Origin of the sequence: Sporosarcina psychrophila (genome assembly GCF_001590685.1) — a bacterium.
GTDB lineage: Bacteria > Bacillota > Bacilli > Bacillales_A > Planococcaceae > Sporosarcina > Sporosarcina psychrophila.
Map to the genome: position 1 here is coordinate 2,151,662 of NZ_CP014616.1, position 17,784 is coordinate 2,169,445.

Annotated in this window: 16 protein-coding genes; 7 read left to right on the top strand and 9 right to left on the bottom strand. The window is 38.2% G+C overall.

Annotated features, from left to right (window positions below):
* The first annotated feature begins 6 nt into the window (after positions 1-6).
* On the top strand, positions 7-483 hold the full coding sequence (locus tag AZE41_RS10185; protein WP_067208833.1) for a helical membrane plugin domain-containing protein: 477 nt from the start codon (positions 7-9) through the stop codon (positions 481-483).
* Between the two features lie 116 nt (positions 484-599).
* Here the strand turns inward: AZE41_RS10185 and AZE41_RS10190 are convergent, their stop codons facing one another.
* Together AZE41_RS10190 and AZE41_RS22155 are read right to left on the bottom strand one after the other, a co-directional pair.
* Positions 600-1,007, bottom strand: a complete 408-nt coding sequence (locus AZE41_RS10190; protein WP_082786554.1) for a DUF4395 domain-containing protein — start codon at positions 1,005-1,007, stop codon at positions 600-602.
* 1,270 nt (positions 1,008-2,277) lie between these two features.
* Positions 2,278-2,433, bottom strand: coding sequence for a DUF1540 domain-containing protein (locus AZE41_RS22155; protein ID WP_082786555.1), 156 nt, complete (start codon positions 2,431-2,433; stop codon positions 2,278-2,280).
* Positions 2,434-2,777: 344 nt separating this feature from the next.
* On the opposite strand from AZE41_RS22155, the gene purU reads away from it, so the two are divergent.
* On the top strand, positions 2,778-3,686 hold the full coding sequence (gene purU / locus AZE41_RS10195) for a formyltetrahydrofolate deformylase (RefSeq protein ID WP_231885803.1): 909 nt from the start codon (positions 2,778-2,780) through the stop codon (positions 3,684-3,686).
* A gap of 182 nt (positions 3,687-3,868) precedes the next feature.
* On the opposite strand, the gene AZE41_RS10200 is transcribed toward purU, so the two are convergent.
* Positions 3,869-4,228 carry a hypothetical protein gene (locus tag AZE41_RS10200; protein WP_067208836.1) on the bottom strand — a complete coding sequence of 120 codons (360 nt, stop codon included), beginning with the start codon at positions 4,226-4,228 and terminating at the stop codon, positions 3,869-3,871.
* Between the two features lie 330 nt (positions 4,229-4,558).
* On the opposite strand from AZE41_RS10200, the gene AZE41_RS10205 reads away from it, so the two are divergent.
* The 4 genes from AZE41_RS10205 (at position 4,559) to AZE41_RS23525 (ending at position 8,628) form a co-directional block, all read left to right on the top strand.
* The gene (locus tag AZE41_RS10205; protein ID WP_067208839.1) at positions 4,559-4,825 is read left to right on the top strand and encodes a phosphocarrier protein HPr; all 267 of its coding nucleotides are present in this window, start codon (positions 4,559-4,561) and stop codon (positions 4,823-4,825) included.
* Positions 4,825-6,540: a phosphoenolpyruvate--protein phosphotransferase gene (gene ptsP, locus AZE41_RS10210; RefSeq protein WP_067208842.1), complete on the top strand. Its 1,716-nt coding sequence runs from the start codon at positions 4,825-4,827 to the stop codon at positions 6,538-6,540. Before AZE41_RS10205 ends, ptsP begins: the two co-directional genes overlap by 1 nt.
* A gap of 255 nt (positions 6,541-6,795) precedes the next feature.
* Positions 6,796-7,578, top strand: a complete 783-nt coding sequence (locus AZE41_RS10215; protein ID WP_067208845.1) for a Cof-type HAD-IIB family hydrolase — start codon at positions 6,796-6,798, stop codon at positions 7,576-7,578.
* A gap of 324 nt (positions 7,579-7,902) precedes the next feature.
* Positions 7,903-8,628 (top strand): 3D domain-containing protein, encoded by a 726-nt coding sequence (locus AZE41_RS23525; RefSeq protein WP_156476160.1) that lies wholly within the window; start codon positions 7,903-7,905, stop codon positions 8,626-8,628.
* Positions 8,629-8,679: 51 nt separating this feature from the next.
* On the opposite strand, the gene nspC is transcribed toward AZE41_RS23525, so the two are convergent.
* From nspC to speD, 6 genes are all read right to left on the bottom strand, one after another.
* Complete coding sequence (gene nspC, locus AZE41_RS10225) at positions 8,680-9,816, bottom strand: carboxynorspermidine decarboxylase (RefSeq protein ID WP_067208849.1); 1,137 nt, start codon at positions 9,814-9,816, stop codon at positions 8,680-8,682.
* A gap of 13 nt (positions 9,817-9,829) precedes the next feature.
* Positions 9,830-11,029, bottom strand: coding sequence for a saccharopine dehydrogenase family protein (locus AZE41_RS10230; protein ID WP_067208852.1), 1,200 nt, complete (start codon positions 11,027-11,029; stop codon positions 9,830-9,832).
* A gap of 290 nt (positions 11,030-11,319) precedes the next feature.
* Positions 11,320-12,165 carry an agmatinase gene (gene speB / locus AZE41_RS10235; protein WP_187047684.1) on the bottom strand — a complete coding sequence of 282 codons (846 nt, stop codon included), beginning with the start codon at positions 12,163-12,165 and terminating at the stop codon, positions 11,320-11,322.
* Positions 12,155-13,006, bottom strand: coding sequence for a polyamine aminopropyltransferase (gene speE, locus AZE41_RS10240; RefSeq protein WP_067208855.1), 852 nt, complete (start codon positions 13,004-13,006; stop codon positions 12,155-12,157). The genes speB and speE overlap by 11 nt, the downstream gene beginning before the upstream one ends.
* Positions 13,003-14,430 carry an aminotransferase class I/II-fold pyridoxal phosphate-dependent enzyme gene (locus AZE41_RS10245; protein WP_231885831.1) on the bottom strand — a complete coding sequence of 476 codons (1,428 nt, stop codon included), beginning with the start codon at positions 14,428-14,430 and terminating at the stop codon, positions 13,003-13,005. Before AZE41_RS10245 ends, speE begins: the two co-directional genes overlap by 4 nt.
* 44 nt (positions 14,431-14,474) lie before the next feature.
* Complete coding sequence (gene speD, locus AZE41_RS10250) at positions 14,475-15,305, bottom strand: adenosylmethionine decarboxylase (protein WP_231885804.1); 831 nt, start codon at positions 15,303-15,305, stop codon at positions 14,475-14,477.
* Between the two features lie 1,263 nt (positions 15,306-16,568).
* Between speD and AZE41_RS10255 the strand changes: the two genes are divergently transcribed.
* Entirely contained in the window at positions 16,569-17,558 is a 990-nt protein-coding gene (locus AZE41_RS10255) for a YecA family protein (RefSeq protein WP_067208860.1), read from the top strand.
* The last annotated feature ends 226 nt before the right edge of the window (positions 17,559-17,784 follow it).

Sequence of the window (17,784 nt, forward strand, 5' to 3'; positions counted from 1 at the left end):
TATACGATGGCGGCACCAATTACTTCTATTAAATGGAACGAACTGACACCACAAGAAATCAAACAGAATAAACTGGGTGAGCTACAGTCATTAATTGCCGAACAAGACCAGGCACTCAATAAAATACTTGAAATTACTGGGGAGTTGGATGACGCAGGCGTCTTCGATGCACTGAAGGCGATGGTGAAAGCAAAGGCTGATATCGCGAAAATTGCAGTAGACCAAGCATCACGTGACCCAGTAACCAATATTATCAACCATGTGCTATATGCAACTAGTGTGATTTCATCTATTGACCCTGATGTTACAGCGAAACTTGCTGCGAGCGTTAAAAGTGGATTGAATGAAGCTGAGCTTTATAGCGGTAATGGGCAAAAAGTAAGTATTTTTCAATTGATGACTGCATTAAATGATCCTGATACGAACCGTGCAGTAAAATTTGGACTGGATTTTCTGAAAGGGATGGGAAAAGGGTTAGAATAAGATAACAAGTAGGAGAAGGTTCGAAAAAGTACCAGTAATACGTCTCGATTACACACAAATAAATTGAAATCAGCCATACATGTTAATGGCTGATTTCAATTTGTGTTACACAGTACTTAATTACGTCGATAGCTCCATTGTTGGTATTGAAAGCGTACAAAGCAACCTATGCAAAAACCCAGAATTGCGATGAGTGCGGCTATGCCAACCATCGTCGTAGCGATATTAAATAATATAGTCCAATTCAATAAAAAGCTTACGCATGCAACGAATAAAAATCCGACAGCCAACCATTGGTTAAATCGTAACTGCGCGTAGTCTTCTTGAATATATTGATTAGCCGGTTTAACTAAAAAACGCTTAACAAGTACTAAAATCGGATGGAATCCCGTCAATAAACTTGAAAGATTTGCGATTAATGGAATGAGTAATATCCAAGCTGACTGTGTTAGAAGTGCAATAATTACAGTCAAAACAATCGTCCATTGATTTGCCATTACTAAAGGTTTTGGTATTGTTTTCACATTAAAACCTACTATTCTAATTGGATTTTATACTATTATATGTTATGGTGACCGGAATGTACATGAGTAAGAGGAATAAAAATAGTGTAAATGGACTTCTAACTTCTTAGTGAAAAGTAGAAGCGATTTTTGGTATTTAGCTAAAATTGAAGTTCAAGGTTACCATGCATAAAAAAGAACTCAATTATATTTCGATTGACTTTAACTTGTGATTCTATTCAGTGTTTTGTATAAATATTCCGTCTTCCTTTATTAGTTAAAATTACAGGAATGAGATGAAGGTCGACTATCAGCTCTAGATGTACATAGTTGAAAAATGATTTTAGGAAATGATTACTGTATGAATGAATAAAAAAGCTTTTTTACTCGCGCTGTTTACAGTCATTGTATGGGGATCAGGTTCGCCGCTATACGTGCTAGTTTACTAGATGGATATTCACTGAGCCATTTGATAAATACTCGCTTTTTAATAGCATCTAGCGTTTTCGTTATTTATGCCCTCTGGTCTGGAACTAAATTCCGGTTACCTAAAAAAGAGGATATTCTAAAGATAGGTTTACTTGGTTGGGTTGGGATTAGTGTCTATCACTGGGGAGTTATATATAGAAGAAGTGACGGTGTCTGCAGGTGCCGCAGAAATGTTCATTGCTTCTGCAACAGCATTGATAGCTGTCATATTTCTGAAAGAGCGGTAAAGTACTCTCATGGGGATGTTTGTCGGTATAATCGAAATTGTTCTCATTACAGTTGGAACTAAGGGAACATCTTTCACTATTTCAAAAGGAGTTTTTTTCATTTTGAACGCATCTATTGTAACATCTTTTTCTCCGTTTTCCAAAAAACACTATTGAGATGTTACCGTCCCAATGAAATAACCACATACTTCACTTGGGGAGGAACTGCCATTCTTCATTTACTTCCCAGGTCTCTTACAAGGCATTCAGGGTGCTACAAATGAAGCTAATTTGTCGACTATTTATTTGGAGGTTTTCCGGAGGCAGCTGCTTATGTTACATGGGCTACGGAACTTTCATTGGGAGAGACAGGTTCAGTTGCAAGTATGTTATATGCTGAACCAGTTGTTGCCATTAATGTCGCCATTGCGAGTGATCCGATTTATGTAAATAAACACGTTATAAATTGTTAATTATTCAAGAAAATAAAAGACACCAGATTCCAAAACAGTCAGAATTGCTTTAGAATCTGGCGCTTTCCACAGTGCATGATACTAAGCTTGAACTAAATTATAAATAATCGAATACGTCGTCATTCAATCTCTTGGCACGAATGTTTTACAATCCGTTTCTTCACTACTTGTTGCTTTTTTTCCTTTTTGGCTGACTACGTAGATAGAATTCGCTTTACATTTGTTTCCGGGACCCCAGAATTTACAGTTACTCACTTCGCAAAGAATTTCTTGAGCCATAGTATCACACCTCCTTTTTATTATGATGAGCAAAAACAGAGGATTAATACTTTTTTCTTTTAAAAGCTTCTATTAAGAAAACTATCATGATTTTAAAAAATGGGGTACAATTGAAAACATTGCTCAAGCGCGTAGTATGACCAATAATATTAACTATAGTAGTTGAATAAACGAATACCCTATATAAACTGAATGAGGGCACCTTACAAGGTGTAGCCGAAGTCCTAATGCTGCAGCGAAGCAAGTTAGCCTAGGGCGGGAAGTATCCTTAGCGATATAGTTAGTTCAATGGAGTTCTTTATTTCAACACATATAGCATGATTATCATTAGGAGCTGTTCGTAAATGTCTATTAAAACAGAAGTTGAAATGAAATTGAAACAACAGGGAAATCAAAGTGAAAATCGGGGGCGACTGTTAGTAAAATGTCCGGATAAACCTGGAATTGTATCGATGTTGTCGACATTTTTACTTAATCATGATTCGAATATCATTGAATCAAGTCAGTATTCGAATGATCCCGAAAAGGGAAACTTTTTTATTCGAATGGAATTTTACTGTGAAAATTTGAAAGAAAAGTCAGCGCAAATGGAAAGTGATTTTGAGGAAATTGCCACCAATCATTCTATGGACTACCACTTTGCTTACGAAAGTGAACGGAAGCGGACAGCTATTTTTGTTTCAAAAGAGCCACATTGTTTGATGGAACTTTTGTGGGAATGGCAAAATGGTGACTTGGACACAGATATTGTAGTCGTTGTAAGTAACCATGAGGACGCACGGGAGATGGTCGAATCTTTAGGAATTCCTTTTCACTATATTCCTGCCAATAAGGACATTCGGAAAAAAGTAGAAGAAGAACAGATTCGCCTAATGGAAGAATATAGTGTTGATTTACTAATTCTTGCTCGCTATATGCAAATTCTTACGCCTGACTTTGTAAATCATTTTCAACATCGAATCATTAACATTCATCACTCTTTCTTGCCGGCGTTTATTGGAGCCCGACCATATGAACGGGCATATGATCGTGGTGTGAAACTGATAGGGGCTACTTCCCATTATGTAACAAACGATCTTGACGAAGGTCCAATAATTGAACAGGATATCGAGCGGGTAGATCATCGTGACGACGTAATAGATTTGAAAAAAATTGGAAGTCGAATTGAGCGACGTGTTCTTGCAAAAGCTGTAAAGTGGCACCTCGAAAATCGAATTATTGTTGAAGGTAACAAAACGATTGTGTTTCATTAATATGGGGTTTTTGCGTTTGGTACAGATTTTAAATAGTTAAGGAATCTAGTTTCATAGCGCCTGGAATCGGTATGTAAGTCAATGTAATGACATAATAAATAAGGCCAATTTCTCAATTAAACACGAATGATTACAATGTCGTGTTTAGTAGAAACTGGTCCTTTTTATTTATTGAATTATTACTATGTGCACTGAAAAGATATGATTTTATCCAAGTCTATTCTCCATGGAAGCCATGCATAGCCATCCCATTTAAAACCCGTGGTTGTAATATAATCGATGTAAGTTGGATGAAACCAAAATGATGTTCGGTTTACGAGACGTAGGTAAGTATCGCAATATAAGCAACCTCGTAACGCGCCTGGATCTATGGAAAGTGGTCCAGTTTGTTGTTTTGGGATAGTAGATGGCGGTGGATTGGTCGGTGCTGCACCTTGTTTCGTAAATTGAACTTGTTCTTGATTTTTTGGATAATGTGGCTGTCCAAAGGGGAGTTCCGAGTTATTGGGATTGTGCGGGACTGGAAACTGATCGTCAGACAAAATTGAGTGCCTCCTTTTTCGATATATACCTAGTAGTATATGTGAGAATCATATTTTGGGACCTGGTTAGTAAAGTGCTACCTTGCCGGAATCAAGTAAGTGAAGAGAATTTAGCTGTCTGCTAAGGGAAGAAGCCAGTATAGGAGTTATGTCCGTTCCTTATATGAGTAAGGGCCGATGATAACATATCGATTACAATTAAATGAAGGATCAGAAATGTGTAATGAAGATGTAAAAGAGGAGTTTTTTTGGGTTAGATCCTTTTCTATCCCGACCCAAAATGATAAGCTTGGTAAGTAAGTATTATTTTAATGAGGGAGTATGATTTAAATGGTTGAAAAACAATTTATAGTTACGGATGAGCAGGGGATTCATGCGCGACCCGCTTCAATATTAGTAAGTACAGCAACCAAATTCAAATCCGATATAAACTTGGTTTACAATGAGAAAAACGTAAATTTAAAATCAATTCTTGGCGTAATGTCTTTAGGTATTGGTTTAGGTGGAGAATTTAAAATTAGCGCAACTGGAATCGATGAACAGGATGCACTTAACGAACTTGAAGAAGCGTTGAAAAACGGAGGACTGACTAACTAATGAGCCTACTTCATGGGATTTCTGCATCAAATGGTATAGCGATAGCAAAAGCGTACCGTTTTGTTGAGCCAGATCTATCTTTCAGTAAAAAAACTGTTGAAGACATTCCGGAAGAACTTTCACGTTTTCAATCAGCTGTCTCTATTTCGAAAAGTGAGTTAGAGTCAATTCGCGATACCGCTGCAAAAGGACTTGGTGCAGATGAAGCAGCTATCTTCGATGCACATATATTAGTTTTACTTGATCCGGAGCTTCTGACTTCAATTGAAGATAAAATTAAAACAGATCATGTGAATGCTGAACACGCACTCAAAGAAACGTCTGATATGTTTATTACAATGTTCGAGCAAATGGATAATGAATATATGAGAGAACGGGCTTCGGACATTCGTGATGTTGCGAAACGTTTGCTGTCCCATTTGCTAAATGTTGAAATTGTAAATCCGAGCATGATTTCTGAAAAAGTAATTATTATCGCAGAAGATTTAACACCTTCAGACACGGCGCAGTTAAATCGTGAATTTGTAAAAGGTTTTACAACTAATATTGGTGGGAAGACTTCCCATTCTGCGATTATGGCGCGCACATTGGAAATTCCCGCGGTTGTAGGTACGAAGGAGGCGACTAAGCTTATTCAGGACGGTGACATCATTATTGTTGATGGGTTTAAAGGAGAGGTACATATTAATCCTACTCCGGATGTCATTGCTACATACGAAAATGAACAATTGAAGTATGAGCAACAAAAAGCTGAATGGACAAAGCTAGTAGATGAAAAAACAACTACTGCTGATGGTCATCATGTTGAGTTAGCTGCAAATATCGGCACCCCGGAAGACTTAGAGGGAGTCATCAGTAATGGTGGAGAAGGGATCGGATTATACAGAACCGAGTTTTTGTATATGGGTAGAAACCAACTCCCAACTGAAGAAGAGCAGTACGAGGCATATAAGAAGGTTCTACAGGGAATGTCAGGTAAACCGGTCGTTGTTCGGACCCTTGATATTGGCGGGGATAAAGAACTCCCTTATTTAAATCTCCCTAAAGAAATGAATCCATTCCTAGGACTTCGTGCTATTCGTTTATGTTTGGAAGAGCAGGATATTTTCAGAACGCAATTAAGAGCTCTTTTAAGAGCCAGTTCATATGGGAATTTGAAAATCATGTTCCCGATGATTGCAACTCTTGATGAGTTCCGCCAGGCTAAAGCAATTTTGGAGGAAGAGAAACAAGAACTCCTAAATAACAATATAAATGTTGCCACTACTATTGAAGTTGGCATCATGGTAGAGATCCCTTCCACTGCAATACTGGCAGATCAGTTCGCGAAGGAAGTTGATTTCTTTAGTATTGGAACAAACGATTTAATCCAATATACGATGGCTGCAGATCGTATGAATGAACGCGTTGCCTATTTATATCAACCTTATAATCCAGCAATTCTACGGTTGGTCAAGATGGTTATTGACGCCTCACATAATGAAGGAAAATGGACTGGGATGTGTGGGGAAATGGCAGGGGATGAAATCGCTATTCCTTTACTATTGGGACTTGGCCTTGATGAATTCTCGATGAGTGCCACATCCATTTTAAAGGCCCGTACTCAAATTCTAAAATTGAACAAAAGCGATATGGTAGAACTTGCGAATGAAGCCTTGCAGATGTCAACAGCTGAGGATGTAGTTCAAGCAGTTATGGCCCGCTGCAATTTGTAATTCAAAACAGTTATCATAAAACAGCATCCCAGAACTTGATTAATCGTTCAGGGGTGTTGTCTTTATTTATTGTTTTGCTGTATTCTTGTGTCAAACACCAACACCACTGTTATTCCTACGACGCCATTCTAAAGAATCCTATTTGTTGATGTATGTTAGAATTACCCCGAAATTAGCCTCGAATTAGTATGAAATAAGAATCACACTTTTAAAATTGAACCAAATTTGAATTCATTCTGTAATGGGGGAAATAAAATGACTAAAAAAATGATTATGTTTGATATTGACGGAACTCTTTTAGACCACGATAAGAAATTACCTGCTTCTGCGAAGGAAGCTGTTAAATCTTTAAAAGAAGCAGGACATGAAGTAGCCTTTGCGACGGGGCGTGCTCCTTACTTTATTAAAGATTTAAGGAAAGAATTGGAAATTGATTCTTTCATTTGTTTTAATGGTCAGTATGTTGAAATTGAAAATGAAGTCATTTATAAAAACCCTATTGATAGAGAATTATTAGCGCATTTATCGGGTTTTTCCACAACGCAAAATCATCCACTTGTTTATATGGGTGCAGAATTTATGAGATCCACTTTTGACTATCATTCTGATATAGAAGAATCTCTTACCTCCCTTAATATTGATACTACTCAAATAGAAATGGACGCTAGTTACTACAACGATACTGAAATTTATCAAACACTCCTGTATTGCAAAGAACATGAAGAAACATTATATCGAGAAAATTTGCGAAAATTGAACTTTATCCGTTGGCATGAATATTCGATGGATGTTCTACCTCTTGGCGGCTCTAAAGCGAAGGGAATTGAAAAGTTCATTGAGAAGAAAGGGTTCTCGAAAGATCAAGTCTATGCTTTTGGTGATAATTTAAATGATATTGAAATGCTTCAGTATGCTGGACATAGTGTTGCGATGGGGAATGCACCTGAGGAAGTGAAAAAAGCAGCAAGATATGTTACGAAAGATGTGGGCGAAGATGGTATTGCTTACGGATTGCAGATGGTTGGATTATTATCTTAACTAATAGGAGACATAAATGATCTATTACAATTGCCTACAGTGAAAACAACAATTAGTCATTCAAATGAATGGCTGATTGTTGTTTTTATTTTCGTGGATTTAATTCGATAACTTACACATTATGTAATATGATTTCATCGCTAAATCGCTAATAATACCCTATTCTCAAAACAAATTTTAGTTGTTTTGGAGAAGGGTTTCTTTTTATTTAATTAGAATGTTTGTTTTTCAAAGATTCGGGGCAATACTTATGGAAACAAATTATCGATTGCTGTTTAGGATAAGCAATCGTATTTGAAATGAAGGAGGAGACTTTTGTTGAAAATGAAAATATTTTTGTTAGCCCTAATTTTTGCGTTTTCCACTTATTCAGTAACAGATGCGGCGATACTCTCAGATGCCCAACTGAGTGATGATGAACTGACATATTTACAAACCCTTTCAAATGCAGCTGACATGATTTTGGGAGAAGCAGAAGAAAGTAAGGTACCTGATCAAGAAGTAGTAGATCAGGAATTAGTCGCACCAGTGGAATCAACTCCGAAGCCGAAAAGCTATACAGTAAACGCAGGCGATAATTTGTATCGAATTGCACTTAATCATAACATTACTATAGATTCTCTCACGAGTTGGAACGGCCTAACAGGCGAGGTGATCCACCCTGGTGATGTATTAATCGTCAGTGGGCATGTAGCAGATGCGGGAACGAAAGATACAATTGCGGCTGCAATCGTGCCAACGCCACCACCTGCAAGTGATGGAAAAGAGATGCTGGTTACAGCGACAGCCTATACAGCCTACTGTACGGGCTGTTCAGGAACTACCGCTTACGGCATTGACTTACGTTCTAATCCAAATCAGAAAGTAATTGCAGTAGATCCAAAACTTATTCCGCTAGGTACAAAGGTTTGGGTGGAAGGCTATGGAGAAGCGATAGCTGGAGATACAGGAGGAGCCATTAAAGGGAATAAAATCGATGTTTTCATTCCATCTTATAATAATGCAATGGAGTGGGGAGTCAAAAAAGTGAAACTTAAAGTACTCAATTAATAAAGAAAACCAGTGCAAAAATAGTATTTTTGCACTGGTTTTTCATTCTGGTTAAGATAGACGGTTTCTAAAATCGTCATACCCAAACTGTTTAATCACTTGAATACCATCACTAACGGTATTTAAGGCGATAGAAGGTAAGTTAACACCATTAAATGTATTGTTTTTCACCATCGAGTAGTGGCCCATATCACAAAAGACAAGCTTATCACCAGGCTTTAAAGGCTCATCAAAAGAATAATCACCAATGACGTCTCCAGCTAGGCAAGTAGGTCCACCGAATCGATAGGTGTAAGCCTTTTCGTTTGGCATTCCTGCACCAATGATTTCAGGGCGATAAGGCATCTCCAGTACATCAGGCATATGACATGCTGCTGAAGTATCTAAAATAGCAATTGGCATACCGTTGTGGAGGGTGTCCAAAACAGTCGCAACAAGATAGCCAGTATTCAATGCAACAGCTTCACCAGGCTCTAAATACACTTGTACACCGTATTTATTCTTCATAAACAGTATCGAACGGATAAGTGTTTCGATATCATAATCGGGTCTTGTGATATGATGCCCACCGCCGAAGTTGATCCACTTCATATTTTTAATGTATTCCCCAAACTTTTCATCGACAACTTGCACGGTGCGCTCCAGCGTATCAGAGTTTTGTTCGCACATCGTATGGAAGTGTAAGCCATCGATGCCTTCAAGCTGGTCCGCTTCAAAATTCTCAAGCGTAACGCCAAACCTTGAATGCGAAAAACAAGGATTGTACATATCGACTTCGATTTCAGAGTATTCAGGATTAATGCGAAGTCCAATTTCTATTTGTTTTGGATGGTTTTTAATTTTTTCTTTGAATTGATTATATTGTTGAAACGAATTAAAGACGATGTGATCTGAATAAGAAAGAATCTCATCAATCTCTGTTTCCGAAAAGGCAGGAGCGTAGGTGTGTACTTCCTTGCCCATTTCTTCGAAGCCCAGTCTTGCTTCGTGTACGGAACTAGATGTTACCCCGTTCAAGTATTCTCCGATTAACGGATAAACTGAGAACATCGAAAATCCTTTTTGAGCAAGTAGAATCTTACAGCCCGTCTGGTCAATAACAGACTTCATTTTTTCCAAGTTTTTAATAAGCAATCCTTCGTCCACTACATAGCAGGGGGAGGGGAGTGCATTTAAATCAATATTCAATTTCAAGCCCTCCTCAGTCAATCAATTCAGGATTGAAGCTTTCCTGCCATGGTAGACCATATTTGTTGAGTGCTTCCATGAATGGATCAGGATTGAACTCTTCGATATTGTGTACGCCAGGATTCTTCCATTTACCCGTCATTACCAGCATCGCACCGATCATTGCAGGGACACCTGTTGTATACGAAATTGCTTGTGAACCTACTTCTTTGTAACATTCTTGATGGTCACAAATATTGTAAACATAATACGTTTTCTCTTCGCCGTCTTTGATACCTTGGAAAATACAGCCGATATTCGTTTTTCCTATTGTTCTTGGCCCAAGAGAAGCTGGATCCGGTAGCACAGCTTTTAAGAATTGAAGGGGAGCGATTTCTTTCCCATCGAAAAGGATTGGTTCAATAGAAGTCATTCCAACGTTTTCAAGCACTTTTAAGTGGTTCAAATAGTTCTCTGAGAACGTCATCCAGAAACGAATTTTTTTGATACCTGTAATATTGAGTGCAAGGGATTCCAGTTCCTCGTGATGTAATAAGTAAACATCTTTTGGACCGATTTCAGGAAGATTATAGACACGTTTAATTGATAATGGTTCAGTTTCGATGAACTCACCATTTTCAAAATAGCTTCCATTAGCTGTGATTTCACGGATGTTAATTTCAGGATTAAAGTTAGTAGCGAACGGATAGCCGTGATCACCAGCGTTTGCGTCCACAATGTCAATCGTATGAATTTCATCGAAATGATGTTTTAGTGCATGCGCAGAGAAGACACCTGTAACGCCCGGATCGAAGCCGCTTCCAAGTAGGGCAGTGATGCCAGCTTTTTCAAAACGTTCTCTGTAAGCCCATTGCCAGCTGTATTCAAACTTAGCTTCGTCAAGAGGTTCGTAGTTTGCTGTATCGACATAGTCAACGCCAGTAGCAAGACATGCATCCATGATCGTTAAATCCTGATATGGCAATGCAACGTTAATGACGATATCTGGTTGGAATTTATTAATAAGTTCAACCAGTTCTTCCACATTATCAGCATCTACTTGCGCCGTTTGAATTTTAGTACGGCCGCCATCCAGTTTTTCTTTTAACGCATCACATTTAGATACTGTACGACTTGCGATACAGATTTCTTCGAATACGTCAGGAACCTGACAACATTTATGAACAACTACTCCTGCAACTCCACCAGCACCAATAATTAACGCTTTTCCCATAATGAACACCCGCCTATAATATAGTTTTTTTAGATTGAAAAGTTGAAGTAAAGAATTCCTTCAAATCTGCTGCGGCGCTAGGGGATGCCTCCCGCCAAGATTAGTCGAGATATCCTTGAACCTAAAGGAAATAACCTCTGGACATTAACTGTATAATTTCTGCAAAGTACTCAGAAATTATACAAACCGAACTCTTCGTTGTTCGGTTGGCTATCCCTTTTAAGGCGCCTACGCTCAGTTTATACATGTATCCAAACGCCACACCCCGGTGCCAGTTACTGCCACCGAATTCAAATTGCCAATAACAATTCGCGTAGTACTTTACATGCTACCGCTGTCGAGACACCGCTTTGATCGTAAATCGGAGATAGCTCGTTTACATCACAAGCAACAATATTGAGGCCGCTTACTGTTAACATGGCATTCAGTAATTCCATAAAGCTGACTCCGCCGGCTTCAGGTGTACCTGTTCCAGGAAATACAGAAGGGTCCAATACATCCAAATCGATGGTTAAATAGACTGGTTTACCTTTAAGCTTTTCAACGACTTCTTCTAATCCGTTAAAGTTAAACTTGTTCGTAAACACATGGTCTTTACCCCATTGGAATTCACTGCGGTCTCCAGAGCGGATACCGAATTGGAAGATCTTGTCGTCTCCGAGTAAGTCCCATACTCTGTGAATAACGGTGGCATGAGAAAGGGTTTCCCCAAGATAGTCCTCACGTAAATCTGCATGTGCGTCAAATTGAATGACATGAAGGTCAGGATGTTTTTTGGCAACAGCACGCATTGCACCGAGTGTCACCAGATGTTCCCCGCCAATCATGCAGGGAATCTTGCCGTCATCCAAAATTTGAGTTGTGAAATCTTCAATTTGTCCTAATGCTCTTGTCGTGTTCCCAAAACTTAATTCTAAATCGCCACCGTCAAATACAGCGATATCCTCTAAGTCTTTATCCTGATAAGGGCTATACGTCTCAATTCCAAACGATTCACCACGCATTGCTTTACTTGCGAAGCGTGTACCAGGACGAAAAGAAGTTGTAGAGTCAAATGGAGCCCCAAAAATAACGATTTTCGATTCTTCATACTCATTGTCACAACCAATAAACGTTTCAACATTTCTATTCAACATCTTTTAATTGCTCCTTTACATAGTTTGGAAGTGCAAATGAACCAACATGAATGTCTGTATTGTAATACCTTGTTTTCAGGTCAAGGTCATTCCATGCTGTTGCATCCAAATCTTGAATAGGGTCAAATTTCTTCGACGCAAAACCAAACAACCAATGACCGGATGGATAAGTTGGCATGTGAAATTGATAAACTTTACAAACAGGGAAGAAGCCCACGATTTTTTGGTGTGCTTTCCTCATACCAAGCGCATCCTCAGCGTAAAAGGGACTTTCATGTTGATTCACAAGAATTCCATCTTCTTTCAGCGCTTTATAACAGTTGCCGTAGAATTCTTTTGTGAATAGCCCTTCACCTGGACCGAATGGATCTGTCGAGTCCACAATGATCAAATCATAATCATTTTCGATTTTACGAACAAATTTTAGCCCGTCTTCAAAGTACAGATTAACCCTCGGGTCATCTAATTTCGAGGCTGTCTGCGGTAAATATTCTCTGCAGACATCAACAACCATCTTATCAATTTCAACCATGTCGATTTGTTCAATAGTTGGGTAAGCAGTCAATTCACGGATTGTTCCACCATCACCAGCCCCAATGACTAGTACTTTTTTTATAGTCGGATTGGTTGCCATTGCTACATGCGTAATCATCTCGTGATATATAAATTCATCTTTTTCAGTACACATTACGAGTCCATCTAGTGTAAGAACACGGCCAAACTCCGACGTTTGTAAAATATCGATTTTTTGAAAATCACTTTTACCCGTGTAGAGGTGCTCTTCCACTTCCAATGAAAAACGGACATTAGGCGAATGATTTTCTGTATACCATAAATTCATTTCGCCAACTCCTTCAACACATTAATATTTGCAATGTCGCTGTCTTCAGTACCTGTTAAGAAACAGCCTTTATCTTTGGAGTATTGAATGAAATCCAAAATTTCCTCTGTAATCCGTTCACCAGGCGCCAAAATCGGGATACCTGGGGGGTAACACATAACGAATTCACTGGAAATATAACCTGCGCTCTCCGAAATGGGCAACTTTTGCTTAGGCGCATAAAAGGCTTCTTGCGGTGTGAAAGCAACTTGCGGACGAATGTAATCATGGATGAAAACGCTGTTTTTATTCTTAGAATAGCGGCGTTTTATTTCAGCGAGTGCTGCGACTAACCGTTCCAAATCTAGATGCCTGTCACCGACAGAAATATAAGCCAAAATATTACCGATATCGCCAAATTCAATTTGAATATCATACTCATCTCTAAGAATGTCATAGACTTCAATTCCGGCTAAGCCAATGTCGCGGGTATCCACCGAAAGTTTCGTAACATCAAAGTCGAAAATCGTATCTCCATTAATCAATTCTTTCGAATAGGCGTAATAGCCGCCAATCTTATTGATTTCAGTCCTTGTATAGTGTGCCATTTCGGCAACCTTTTGAAATATCTCTTTTCCGTTAAGCGCTAAACTTCTTCTCGAGATATCCAGGGAAGAGAGCAGTAAATAAGATCCGCTTGTCGTTTGTGTCAAATTGATAATCTGCCTCGTATAACCTTCGCTTACGTCATTGTTTATCAACAAAAAAGAGCTTTGTGTCAATGACCCGCCGGATTTGTGCATACTAACGGATGCCATATCAGCACCAACTGACATAGCAGAAGCGGGAAGATTATCACCAAAGTAAAAATGAGTACCATGTGCCTCATCGACAAGGACGAGCATATCGTGTTGATGTGCAAGATCGGTAAGAGCTTGCAGGTTTGAACAAATCCCATAATAAGTAGGATTGTTGATGAGAATGGCTTTAGCATCTGTGTTTTCTAAGATAGCTTGTTCTACATCTTTTACGGCCATTCCTAAAGGAATGCCAAGTTCACTGTGTACGCCCGGATTAACATAGATAGGAACGGCACCACTTAAAATGAGGGCATTAATCGCACTGCGATGTACATTGCGTGGCATAATGATTTTATCCCCAGCTTTGCATGCCGTCATGATCATTGCCTGTACTGCAGATGTGGTACCATTCACCATGAAAAAGGCGTGCTTAGCATTAAATGCTTGAGCTGCTAATTCTTCTGCCTCTTTTATAACCGAAACAGGGTGGCAGAGATTATCAAGTGGTTTCATGGAATTGACATCCATAGTCAAGCATTGTTCACCTAAAAATGCAGCTAATTCAGGATTACCTCTTCCACGTTTATGACCTGGAACGTCAAAAGGGACGACGCGCATTGATTTGTATTGATTCAGCGCCTCCATTATGGGGGCTTTATGTTGCAAAAGATGTGTCACGTAATCACCCCTCATTCATCTATATTAGAACCATTAAAAATTTCAGTCATCTCTTTTCGTAGCATGGTTGTGATTTCGAGCCTTTCATTAAGAGGTAGCTCCGAGACATCTGTATTGAACAAATAGTCCTGCAGGTTTATGTCTTTGATAAGTAGCTTTGTATGAAAGATATTGGATTGGTGTACATTTATATCTTTCCAATGGTATTTCAGCAATGTATTGCTGTCAATATAATCCCGAATGGACTCTATAGAATGATCTATATACAATTTTTCGCCTTCCATATTGCGTGTAAATCCACGCACTCGGTAATCAGTTGTAATAATGTCTGAGTCGAAACTCCCAATCAGATAATCAAGTGCATTCAGCGGAGAAATTGTGCCGCACGTTGAAACATCAATATCGACTCGAAAAGTAGCGATAGAATTATCGGGATGATATTCCGGATATGTGTGAACGGTAACGTGACTTTTATCGAGGTGACCAACGACTGTTTTACGAGTTCCCAAAATGGTTCGTTCACCTTTATTACACGATTCATCAATCAATGCGATTGGAAAGGCTTCCTCCGAAATAAGAATGGTCACACTTGCACCTTGTGGATCATAATCCTGTTTACTGACATTCAAGACATGTGCCCCGATAATATCTGTCACTTCGTACAGGATACTGGTTAATCTATCAGAATTATATTGCTCATCAATATAAGCAATATATTCACTTTGCTCCCGCTCACTTTTCGCATAGCAAACATCATAGATGTTGAAGCTAAGAGTCTTTGTGAGGTTGTTAAAGCCATAAAGCTTCAGCTTATTTTCCAACCCTACCATCACGCCTTTCATGTAAAACAAATCTTATTATAAAGTATAACATTTCTTAGTCAATAGAATTTATTCTTCATAAATTAAAATAAAGAATCCCATTGAATTCGCTTCGGCGCTAGGGGATGCCTCTCGCCTTAAGCCAAGCAGCTTCGCGGCCAGTCTTAAGGCTTCGGCTACCCTTTGTAAGGCGCCTACGCTCGGTTGATATAGGTATATGCAGATAAAATATTTAGTAGGCATTCACTAGAGTTGCAGTAGAAAAAAGTGGAACTACTTTAAAATATTATTAATTACTTGCGAAAAAATGCCCCTAATTAGTAGTAAGGAAACGACGACTAAATCAGTTACCTATACTATTAAAAGGAGCTTCATGAAAAGTGTAAACTAAAGTTTAATCTTTCGTCAATAGTTTTTAAATTCAGTGTTAGTTGACTGTGAAAAAAATGGGATAGAAAATAGGTTGAAGTAGTGTAAATAAAAATGAAGAATTAATATTTTTGTAATATATATTAATTGTAAATATTTATTTATTAATTAATTTTGTTCTTCGGGAAATAGGATGCTTTCAAAATGTTAGAAGATTATTTCCTGGGAAACTAATTTTGATTATTCTTAATACAAGGAATTCTTAACGAGAGTATGTGTATTTTAAAGATTACTTTGCGTTAGATAATTTATCTGACACAGTAAAAGATGGGAATAATATCTTTCATGGCTGTATTTTCAGAAAAATACAACATGTTGATAAAGTGTATCCATTCCGCTTGTAGTTCATACGCTATTGAGTGAGTATGAAACGGAGGGAATATTGCATGATAGATGTTGTGAATTTACAGGCGATTATTGAGGAGCATCGAAGACAAATAAAGCCTAGGAGAATGACAAGTGGAGAGAAGCGAGTTCTTTCACTGCAAAAAGAGGACAGACGACTTAACGGGCAAAAGCCCTGACAGTCGTTTTTTTGATTATTTTAAAGGACGTGTGTCGTAGTATAGATGAGTATCCATTGTTCTAATAATTATCTTCAAAACTGATTCTGATTAAGGAAGAGTTATAAATCCATACCAATATAAACTGAGCGAAGGAGCTTTACAAGGGGCAGTCGAAGCCCTAGCGTCGTAGCGAATTCAATAAGGTTCTTTATTTTTACATTTATAGTACCGTAAATACACACGTTGTAGATGAATACACCAAACTGGCAAACTAAAATGTACACTTATTATTTTTGTATAGTCATGTTACACTTAAATGTATTCTTAATTAGTTAAAGGACGTGTTTATGTGATTGGACGTAATGATCCGTGCCTCTGTGGCAGTGGGAAAAAATATAAAAAATGTTGTGAATCGAAAGCGACATTTTCAATAGAAGAAGTGCAATCGGAAGAGCTTGAAAGAATTTTGCAAGCGTTTTATGAAGAGTATCCTGAAAAACGTGACCTAAATGAATTCTTGAGCTTGGTGAAAAAATGGAGTGAGCCACTTAAGGAATATTTAGTCGAGGAAATGATTGAAGCGATTGTCATGGATGAATTCTTTTTCCATCACAAACCGGACATTTGGACGAATTATATGAAGAAACAACAAAAGAAAATTATCCGTCCATCTGTAGTGAAAGTGTTAGAAACATGGTCTGATCCACGTATTTTCATTGGAGAAGTAGTAGCTGTAGATGATACATATATGTCCATTAAAAATATATTAGAAGACGAAACGATACGTTTACGACGTGAAAGTGAAAAGCCTGTTCCAGTAGGCGTCCATGTGTATTGCTTCATTTTACCGGATGGCTCATCCAAAGATAATCACTATTTGGCGATTTCAAGCTTGATTTTCTTCCCAACCGATTATACAAAAGCATTCGGGAGATTTGTGAAGCAATTTGAATCACAAGAAGAACAATCTGTTCCCTCATTTTTAAAAGAAAATGGAATTGCATTTTGGAAGCTACTTGGTGAGGATGGCTACGACGGAGGAGAATTTACAAACTTTGAAGCGGGTGTACTCCAAAAAGCAATAGAGTTTTTAGAGGAAAATGAACGTGAATCTGAGCAATTAATAGAAATAATAGAAGATTATTTAGTAGAACAGCAGCCGAACGCACGTAAAGAAGTAGCGATTGCAGCTGGAGCAATTCGATTTGGCCAAGAAAATGCCTTATTTGAACCTCTTACGATAACTGTGAAAGAGATTGCTGAATGGTTTGAAGTGTCTACCTCTTCATTGAATAAATATTATAATGATTTAAATGCGTATTATACTAGCAAAGATTGATCCATATTTTTATAAAGAACATCCTACTCATTTGAAAAAATGGAGTGGGATGTTCTTTTTTTATTTCATCAAAAAATGAATTGATTTGTATCTTAAACTCGTTATAGCAAGTGAATATGCTGACTCTTCACGGGTGGCATTGTCATTCAAAGTCTTGGAGAAAAACAAAAAATCATAAAAACTGTATTTAGTATGAAGAAGACAAAGAGAAATGGGAGGTGCCATT